This is a genomic window from Pelagibacterium lacus (assembly GCF_003345525.1).
Lineage (GTDB): Bacteria > Pseudomonadota > Alphaproteobacteria > Rhizobiales > Devosiaceae > Pelagibacterium > Pelagibacterium lacus.
This window is the reverse complement of record NZ_QQNH01000018.1, coordinates 48677-56895: the sequence shown is the minus strand read 5'-3', so window position 1 is coordinate 56895 and position 8219 is coordinate 48677. Positions and strand designations below refer to the sequence as shown.

8 protein-coding genes are annotated in these 8219 nt (G+C 68.3%); 1 reads left to right on the top strand and 7 read right to left on the bottom strand.

Going from position 1 to position 8219, the window contains the following annotated elements; genetic code table 11:
• A partial coding sequence (locus tag DVH29_RS12170) for an isochorismatase family protein (RefSeq protein ID WP_114646452.1) occupies positions 1-393 on the top strand: 393 nt, incomplete at its 5' end.
• 3 nt (positions 394-396) lie between these two features.
• On the opposite strand, the gene DVH29_RS12165 is transcribed toward DVH29_RS12170, so the two are convergent.
• The 7 genes from DVH29_RS12165 to DVH29_RS12135 form a co-directional block, all read right to left on the bottom strand.
• Complete coding sequence (locus DVH29_RS12165; protein ID WP_114646457.1) at positions 397-1302, bottom strand: LysR family transcriptional regulator; 906 nt, start codon at positions 1300-1302, stop codon at positions 397-399.
• Positions 1303-1307: 5 nt separating this feature from the next.
• Positions 1308-1553, bottom strand: a complete 246-nt coding sequence (locus DVH29_RS12160; RefSeq protein WP_114646451.1) for a formate dehydrogenase subunit delta — start codon at positions 1551-1553, stop codon at positions 1308-1310.
• Positions 1543-2376: a formate dehydrogenase accessory sulfurtransferase FdhD gene (gene fdhD / locus DVH29_RS12155; protein WP_114646450.1), complete on the bottom strand. Its 834-nt coding sequence runs from the start codon at positions 2374-2376 to the stop codon at positions 1543-1545. Before fdhD ends, DVH29_RS12160 begins: the two co-directional genes overlap by 11 nt.
• Positions 2373-5252, bottom strand: a complete 2880-nt coding sequence (fdhF, locus tag DVH29_RS12150) for a formate dehydrogenase subunit alpha (protein WP_114646449.1) — start codon at positions 5250-5252, stop codon at positions 2373-2375. Before fdhF ends, fdhD begins: the two co-directional genes overlap by 4 nt.
• A 14-nt stretch (positions 5253-5266) precedes the next feature.
• The gene (locus DVH29_RS12145; protein WP_114646448.1) at positions 5267-6823 is read right to left on the bottom strand and encodes a formate dehydrogenase beta subunit; all 1557 of its coding nucleotides are present in this window, start codon (positions 6821-6823) and stop codon (positions 5267-5269) included.
• Entirely contained in the window at positions 6820-7299 is a 480-nt protein-coding gene (locus tag DVH29_RS12140; protein ID WP_114646447.1) for a formate dehydrogenase subunit gamma, read from the bottom strand. The genes DVH29_RS12145 and DVH29_RS12140 overlap by 4 nt, the downstream gene beginning before the upstream one ends.
• A gap of 113 nt (positions 7300-7412) precedes the next feature.
• Positions 7413-8219: an inositol monophosphatase family protein gene (locus DVH29_RS12135; protein ID WP_114646446.1), complete on the bottom strand. Its 807-nt coding sequence runs from the start codon at positions 8217-8219 to the stop codon at positions 7413-7415.

The following is an 8219-nucleotide window of genomic DNA, read 5'->3' as shown; positions in this document are numbered from 1 at the left end:
GAAACCCTCGCCTGGCTGCGCAAGTCCAAAGGGCTGGCGGCGCTGGTCGAAGGCTCGCGCCTCGTCGAGATCGACGCGGCGACCGGGATCCAGCCCGGTGATCCGGTCATCGTCAAGAAGGGCGCCTCGGCCTTCTTCGGCACCAATCTGGCCGGCCTCCTCGCCGCGCACGGGGTCGACACGCTGGTTATCACCGGCGCCACCACCTCGGGCTGCGTCCGCGCCACCGCCGTCGATGCCGTGCAGGCGGGCTTCAATGTCCTCGTCCCCGCCCAATGCTGCGCCGACCGCGCCCAGCCCCCCCACGACGCCGCCCTCTACGACATCAACCAGAAATATGGCGACGTCACAACACAACAAGACATCAGAAAATGGATCGAAAGCCTGGCGTAGGCGTTATTTCGCCACCCCGTCGACCAGGGTATGGCTGAGCTTGCGCGCCGCGTTGAGGAAGGTGGTGACCAGCGGGGTGTGGGGATCGCGATGGGCGGCGACGAGGCCAACGAGATGACTGGCCACCGGCGCCATGATGGGGATGGTGCGCACCGCCTCGGACAGCCCCAGGGTGCGGATCAGGTTGCCGGGCATGATCGAGGACCATTTGCCGGTCCGGATATGGGAAAACAGGACGATCATCGAATTGGATTCGAGCGTCGGGCGCACCAGGGCGCCGGCCTCGGCCAGGTGCTGGTCGATGATGCGTCGGTTCTGCATGTCGGGGGTCAGGAGGCAGAGCGGCAGGCTGGCCAGATCGGCCCAGCTCACCGCCTCGACATCGGCGAAGGGGCCGTCGGCCGCGGTGACCAGATGGTAGCGCTCGCGATAGAGCGGCACCGAGATCATCCGCCCCAGCGGCTCGTTGTCGAGATAGGTGATGCCGATATCGGCGTCGAAATTGCCGATCAGCGACAGGATGTCCACCGAGGTGCGCGACAGGATCGAGAAGGTCACCCCCGGATGGGCTTCGCGGAACGGGGTGGTGAACTCGGCCACCATGGCCAGCGCCGCCGGGATGGCCGCGATGCGCAGCCGGCCCGACAGCCCGTGCCGCGAGGCCTTGACCTCCTCGCGCATGGCGTGGGAATCCCCGACCAGCCTTTGCGCCCAGCCCAGCACCAGCTCGCCTTCCGGGGTCAGCCCGCCAAAGCGCGAGCCGCGCTTGACCAGCATCACCCCCAGCGAGGCCTCGAGCTGCTTGATGGCCGAGGACAGCGTGGGCTGGGTGATGCCGCAGGCTTCCGCCGCCCGCCCGAAATGACGCTCGCGGGCCAGGGCGATGAACAGTTCGAGGCGTTCGATCAGCATGGTCAGGCGCGATGATCCTCGGGGTCGGGCAGCCGGATGGCCGGCGCCGCCGCGAGGGCCAGCGGGCTGAGACCCGTGCCGCCCGCCGCGACGAGGGCGAGCAATTGCCGCCGCATGCGCGGCTCCCAGAACCTGTTGATGTGCTCGGCCACCGCCGCCGCGCCGTCCGCCCCGCCCTGGGTGGCGAAGAAGGCGGCGATCTGGTTGGCCATGCGCACGAGCTTTTGCGTGCCCTTATCATGCGACATGCTTGGTCTCCGCGCCGGCCAGCCGCTCGGGATGGGTGAAGACGTCGAATTCGGCCCCCCGCACCAGGGCCACCAGCATCATGCCGGCCGCCTCGGCGGTGCGCACGGCCAGCGCCGTGGGGGCCGAGACCGCGAGGATGGCCGGGGCGCCGATGGCGGCGGATTTCTGGATCATCTCCACCGAGACCCGCGAGGTGACGGCGACAACGCCGCTGCGCCCGTCAATGCCGGCCCTGGAGAGCGCGCCGGCCAGCTTGTCGAGCGCATTGTGCCGGCCCACATCCTCGCGCGCCAGCACCATGCCCTCTCCGGGCACGAAAAAGCCGGCGGCGTGCACCGCGCCGGTCTCCCTGTGGAAGGGCTGAAGGCCCGAAAGCTGGCGCAGGGCCTCGGCGATGTCGGCCGGGGTGAGCCGCAGGGCGCTGTTCGCGACCCGGGGCACGGCGCGCATGGCCTCCTCGATGGATTCGATGCCGCACAGCCCACAGCCCACCGGTCCGGCGAGGCGCCGGCGGCGCGCCTCGAAGCGCCGGTTGGCGGTGTCGTGCAGCCAGGTCTGGATGTCGATCCCCGCCCCCAGATCCTCGATGGCCATGCGCTCGATCTCATGGGGCGAGGCGATGATCCCCTCGGTGAGCGCGAAGCCCAAAGCGAAATCCTCGAGATCGGCCGGGCTGGCCATCATCACCGCATGGGTGGTGCCGGCAAAGGTGAAGGCCACCGGCACCTCCTCGGGCACCGGGCGCACCGCGCGGCTGGTGCCGGCCGAACGGTGGGCCAGGCGCGAGAACCCGGTGACCGGCGGCCGCGGGGACAGGCTCATTCCGCCGCCTCGGTCGGGGTGGCGATGCGGCGCGCCTGCCGCGCGTGCTCGGCATAGTCGCGCTGCCAGTCCGAGGGCCCGTTGGAGGGGGCGACCTGCACCGCCGTCACCTTGTATTCCGGGCAATTGGTCGCCCAGTCGGAAAAGTCGGTGGTGATGACATTGGCTTGGGTCAGGGGGTGGTGGAAGGTGGTGTAGACCACCCCCGGTGCCACGCGGTCGGTGATTTCTGCCCTGAGCGTCGTCTCGCCGGCCCGGCTGGCCAGCCGCACCCAGTCGCCGTCGCGGATGCCGCGCTGCTCGGCGTCATGGGGGTGGATTTCGAGCAGGTCCTCGTCGTGCCAGACGGTGTTGGCGGTGCGGCGGGTCTGGGCGCCGACATTGTATTGCGACAGGATGCGCCCGGTGGTGAGCAGCAGGGGAAAGCGCGGCCCGGTGCGCTCGTCGGTGGGGATATATTCGGTGCGGATGAATTTGCCGCGCCCGCGCACGAAACCGTCCACATGCATGATCGGGGTGCCTTCGGGGGCCGCTTCGTTGCAGGGCCATTGCACCGAGCCCAGGGCGTCGAGGCGCTCATAGCTGACCCCGGCGAAGGACGGGGTGGTCATGGCGATCTCGTCCATGATCTGGGCGGGATGGGTATAGGCCCAGTCCAGCCCCATGGCCTGGGCCAGCATCTGGGTCACCTCCCAGTCGGCGAAGCCGTTGCGCGGGGCCATGACCTTGCGCACCCGGTTGATGCGCCGCTCGGCATTGGTGAAGGTGCCGTCCTTTTCGAGGAAGGTCGAGCCGGGCAGGAACACATGGGCGTAATTGGCGGTCTCGTTGAGGAAGAGATCGTGCACCACCACGCAGTCCATGGCCGCGAGCCCGGCCGCGACGTGGCGGGTGTCGGGGTCCGATTGCAGGATATCCTCGCCCTGCACGTACAGCCCCTTGAAGCTGCCCTCGACGGCGGCGTCGAGCATGTTGGTGATGCGCAGGCCGGGTTCCTTGTCCAGCGTCACGCCCCACAGCATCTCGAAGGTTTCCCGCGCCGCGTCGGTGGAGATGTGGCGATAGCCGGGCAGCTCGTGCGGGAAGGAGCCCATGTCGCACGAGCCCTGCACGTTGTTCTGCCCGCGCAAAGGGTTCACGCCGACGCCGGGGCGGCCGATATTGCCGGTCAGCATGGCGAGGTTGGCGATGGCCATCACCGTGGTCGAGCCCTGGCTGTGCTCGGTGACCCCGAGCCCGTAATAGATCGAGCCATTACCGCCTTGGGCGAACAGCCGCGCCGCGCCGCGCACATCGGCGGCGGGGACGCCGGTGAACCGTTCGGTCTCCTCCGGGCTGTGGCGCGGATCGGCGACGAATTCGGCATAGTCCTCGAATTCGGACCAGTCGCAGCGCTCGCGGATGAAGGCCTCGTCAAAGAGGCCCTCGGTGACGATCACATGGGCCAATGCCGTGATCATGGCGACATTGGTGCCCGGCTGCACCGGCAGGTGGAAGGCGGCCTCCACATGCGGGCTGCGCACGGTCTCGGTGCGGCGCGGGTCGATGACGATGAGTTTCGCGCCGGCCCGCAGGCGCTTCTTGAGCCGGGAGGCGAACACCGGATGGGCGGCGGCGGGATTGGCGCCGATGACCAGCACCACGTCGGTCTCCTCGACCGAATCGAAATCCTGGGTGCCGGCCGAGGTGCCGAAGGCCTGGCCCAGCCCGTAGCCGGTGGGCGAATGGCAGACCCGGGCGCAGGTATCGACATTGTTGTTGCCGAACCCCTGGCGGATCAGCTTCTGGACCAGATAGGTCTCCTCATTGGTGCAGCGTGAGGAGGTGAGCCCGCCAATGGCGCCGCGGCCGTGCTCGGCCTGGATGCGGGTGAATTCGCGCGCCACATGGCCCAGCGCCTCGTCCCAGCTCACCTCGCGCCACGGATCGGTGACCTTTTCGCGGATCATGGGGTTGAGGATGCGTTCCTTGTGGGTGGCATAACCCCAGGCGAAGCGGCCCTTGACGCAGGAATGGCCGCGATTGGCCTTGCCATCCTTCCAGGGCACCATGCGCACCAGTTCGTCGCCGCGCATCTCGGCCTTGAACGAGCACCCCACGCCGCAATAGGCGCAGGTGGTGACCACCGAATGCTCGGGCTGGCCGATTTCGATCACCGATTTCTCGGTGAGCGTCGCGGTGGGGCAGGCCTGGACGCAGGCCCCGCAGGAGACGCAGTCGCTGTCGAGGAAGGACTGGTGCATGCCGGCCGCCACCCGGCTGTCGAAGCCGCGCCCCTCGATGGTGAGGGCGAAGGTGCCCTGCACCTCCTCGCAGGCCCGCACGCAGCGCGAGCAAACGATGCATTTGGAGGGGTCGTAGGTGAAATAGGGGTTGGAATCGTCCTGGGGCATATAGTGGAAATTGGCTTCGCCGCCCCGGGTGGCGGTGAAATGGTTCTCCCCCTCCTGGCCATAGCGCACGTCGCGCAGGCCCACCGCGCCGGCCATGTCCTGCAATTCGCAATCGCCATTGGCGGCGCAGGTGAGGCAATCGAGCGGATGGTCGGAGATATAGAGCTCCATCACCCCCTTGCGCAGGGTCTTGAGCTGTTGCGTCTGGGTCCGCACCGCCATGCCCTCGGCCACCGGGGTGGTGCAGGAGGCCGGGGTGCCGTTGCGGCCCTCGATCTCGACGAGGCACAGCCGGCACGAGCCGAAGGCGTCCACCATGTCGGTGGCGCACAGTTTTGGCACCTTCATGCCCGCTTCCATGGCGGCGCGCATCACCGAGGTGCCCTCGGGCACGGTGACGGCGAAGCCGTCTATGGTGAGGGTCACGGTCTTTTCGGCCCGGGAGGCGGGGGTGCCGTAATCGGTTTCCTGGATCAGACTCATGGGAAAGCCTCCTCCTATTCGGCCGCGACCGCCGCCGGGCGGGGGACGAAATCCTGTGGGAAATGGGTGAGGGCGCTCATCACCGGATAGGGGGTGAAGCCGCCCAGCGCGCAGAGCGAGCCGAACTTCATGGTGTTGCAGAGGTCGGTGACGAGAGCCAGCGAGGCGTCGGGCTCGATGCCCAGCGCCAGCTTGTCCAGCGTCTCCACCCCGCGCGTCGAGCCGATGCGGCACGGGGTGCATTTGCCGCAGTTCTCCACGGCGCAGAATTCCATGGCGAAGCGGGCCATTTTCAGCATGTCGGCGCTGTCGTCGAAAACGGTGATCCCCGCATGGCCGATCAGCCCGTCCTTGGCGGCGAAGGCCTCATAGTCGAACGGGGTGTCGAACAGGGCAGGCGGGAAATAGGCGCCCAGCGGCCCGCCCACCTGCACGGCCTTGACCGGCCGGCCCGAGGCCGTGCCGCCGCCTATGGTTTCGATGATCTCGCCCAGCGTCAGCCCGAAGCCGGTTTCGAATAGGCCGGCATGCTTCACGTTGCCGGCGATCTGGATGGGGATGGTGCCGCGCGAGCGGCCCATGCCGAAATCCTTGTAATATGCGGCGCCCTTGTCGAGGATCACCGGCACCGAGGCCAGCGAGATGACGTTGTTGACGACGGTGGGCTTGCCGAACAGGCCCTGGAGCGCCGGCAGCGGCGGCTTGGCGCGCACCACGCCGCGCTTGCCCTCGAGGCTGTTGAGCAGCGAGGTTTCCTCGCCGCAGACATAGGCGCCCGCGCCCACCCGCACTTCCATGTCGAAGCCGCGCCCCGAGCCCAGCACCGCTGGCCCGAGAATCCCCTCGGCGCGGGCGATTAGGATGGCGGCGCGCATGGCGGCCACCGCATGGGGATATTCGGAGCGGATATAGATGAAGCCTTTGGTCGCCCCCACCGCCAGCCCGGCAATGGCCATGCCCTCGATGAGGACGAACGGGTCGCCTTCCATGATCATGCGGTCGGCGAAGGTCCCCGAATCCCCCTCATCGGCATTGCAGACGATATACTTCTGCTCGGCCACGGCGCCGCGCACCGTGTTCCATTTGATGCCGGTGGGAAAGCCGGCCCCGCCGCGTCCACGCAGCCCGGAATCGGTCACTTCGCGGACGATGTCCTCGGGGGCCATGGCGACGGCCTTTTCCAGCCCCCTGAGCCCGTCATGGCGGCGATAATCGTCGAGCGACAGCGGGTCCGTGACGCCGCAGCGTGCGAAGGTGAGCCGGGTCTGCCGGGCGAGGAAGGGAATGGCGTCGGTCGGCCCCAGAGCGAGGGGATGGGCGTCGCCATCGAGGAAGCCGGCCGCGAACAGGGACGCCACGTCCCCGGGCGCCACCGGCCCGAAGGCCCGGCGCGCGCCGCCCGAGTCCACCTCGACCAGCGGTTCGAGCCAGTGCATGCCGCGCGAGCCGTTGCGCACGATGCGGGCCGGGATGCCGCGCGCCGCGATTTCCTTTGCCATGGCGGCGGCCACGCCATCGGCACCCAGCGCCAGCGCCGCCGCGTCGCGGGGAATGAAAATGGTGATGCTCATGGACGCACCCTTTCGACGATCGCGACAATGCGCTCGTCGTCGAGCCGCCCGATCGGTTCCCCGTCCAGCAGGGCGGCGGGGGCGCAGGAGCACAGTCCGAGGCAATAGACCGGTTCGATGGTGACCGCCTGATCGGGGCTGGTTTCCCCCGAGCGGACCCCGAGCAGGGCGGTGAGCTTTGCGGCCACGGCCTCCGAGCCCATGGACTGGCAGGCTTCGGCGCGGCAGAGTTTCAAGACGTGCCGCCCGGCCGGCGCGCGGCGGAAATCGTGGTAGAAGCTCACCACGCCATGGATTTCGGCATTGGAGATGTTGAGCGTATCGGCAATGACCGGCAAAGCCTCCTGCGGCACATGGCCGAACGCTGCCTGCACCGCGTGCAGCATGGGCAGCAGCGGTCCCTCCAGATGCGTCATGTCCGCGATGATGTTCCGGGTCTGCGCCGCGGCGTCCGGCCCGGGATCCTGCAGCGCCATGCAGAATCCTCCTGTTCTTATGCGGAAAGGCTATTAAAGCGGCAAGAAACCGGCAAAATCAATAAAGCAATGCCGTTGCACGATAGATAATCTCTATCAAAATGCCGCGCGCGTCAGGGCCGGTAGATCAGTCCGTCGCTCAATCGCAGCAGGGCGTCGCGGGCGCCGGGCGCGGCGGCGATGATGGCGTCGCCCCGCGCCAGGTCGCCATCGGCGCAGAAGGGCGCCACCCAGCCCCCGGCCTCCTCGACCAGGAGGATGGCCGCCATGCAGTCCCAGGCGTTGATATGGGGCTCGAAATAGCCCACCAGCCGGCCCGCCGCCACATAGGCGATCATCAGGGCGCCCGATCCGTTGCGGTAGAACATGCCGCCGGCTTCGAGCAGGCGGTCGGCGAAGGTGGTGATATAGGTGCGCGGAATGCGGTAATTGGCTCCCATGCCCAAGAGGCCCGACTGGATGGTCCGCTCGCGGTCGACGGCGAGGGGCTGGCCGTTCAGCCACGCTCCGCCGCCCCGGACCCCGTGATAGAGATCGTCGACCCGTGGCGCGCAGATGGCGCTGGCCACCGGGCGGGTGCCGTCATGGACGGCGATCGACACGCACCAGTCCGGCATGCCCATGACGAAGGGGCTGGTGCCGTCGATGGGATCGATGATCCAGGTATAGCCGCTTTTGGTCGGCACGGGGGCGTGCTCCTCGCCCAGCAGCCCGTCCTCGGGAAACAGCGCCGCGATGCGCGTGGCGATCAGGGTCTCGACCTCGCGGTCGGCGATCGACACCACGTCCTGCGGGCTGGCCTTGGCCTCGATGGCGAGGTCTGCCCGGGCCTCGAAATAGCGCAGCGCCAGGGCTCCGGCCTCGCGCGCGATGTCCCGCACCGCGTCGTGGCGGGCAGCGTGTTCGGAATTGGGAACCAT